The 688-nt window shown below is 37.5% G+C and carries 1 protein-coding gene; it reads right to left on the bottom strand.

Annotated features, from left to right (window positions below):
- Positions 1–176: 176 nt before the first annotated feature.
- Entirely contained in the window at positions 177–623 is a 447-nt protein-coding gene (locus FEDK69T_RS15280; protein WP_023575100.1) for a response regulator, read from the bottom strand.
- Positions 624–688: the final 65 nt, after the last annotated feature.

Here is a 688-nt window from a genome sequence, read left to right as displayed (position 1 = left end):
TGCCTAGTCTCGTGGGCTCGGGAAACATCTATAGAGGAATCGGAAAGCGTGGATAGGTGTTTGTAGGTTACACCGGAAATGAAGAAAATGACTGCTATGGAAATAACAAAGAGTACTTTCAGTAATAACGATTTTTGTAAAAATCCTGTAAATTTCATAAGGTGTTTTTTGAAGCGTTATAAACGTAGAAGAAAGTTGTCTTTGTTTAAACCCGAAGTGTGGTATTGCCAGTTAATGGAAACCACCTCGCTTAATATTTTCTTCAAAGATGCGAAATCACTGGGTTTTTTTATGTAGATGTTGGCGCCGATAACAAACGTTTCTTCAATATCCTCTTCAGAAGATGAGGTGGAATAAATGGCAATGGCGATATTATCGAAACGGGCATTGTTTTTAATTTCATGAAGACATTCGATACCGTTTTTTTTAGGCATGTTTAAGTCGAGGAAAAGTACGTTGGGCAAAACGGCTTCCGGGTCATTCAGGTAATGCATCAATTCCACCCCGTCATTGAAGGTGTTTACTTTCGTGCTGATTTTCAGTTCTTTGAAAGCATCGGTAAAAAACAGTCTGTCGTCTTCGTCGTCATCGGCTAAAATGATATGAATGTATTCTTTGTTCATTTTATTGGGATGTTTTTATTTTTCGTTAGCAATTTTTCTTCTTCGTTCGATAATCCGCTGAAATG

It is taken from the genome of Flavobacterium enshiense DK69 (assembly GCF_000498495.1).
Lineage (GTDB): Bacteria > Bacteroidota > Bacteroidia > Flavobacteriales > Flavobacteriaceae > Flavobacterium > Flavobacterium enshiense.
This window is presented reverse-complemented; position numbering and strand designations above follow the sequence as displayed.

Bases quoted from the DNA above. Each gene is read 5' to 3' on its own strand.
- FEDK69T_RS15280 (WP_023575100.1), bottom strand. From the start codon at position 623: ATGAACAAAGAATACATTCATATCATTTTAGCCGATGACGACGAAGAC.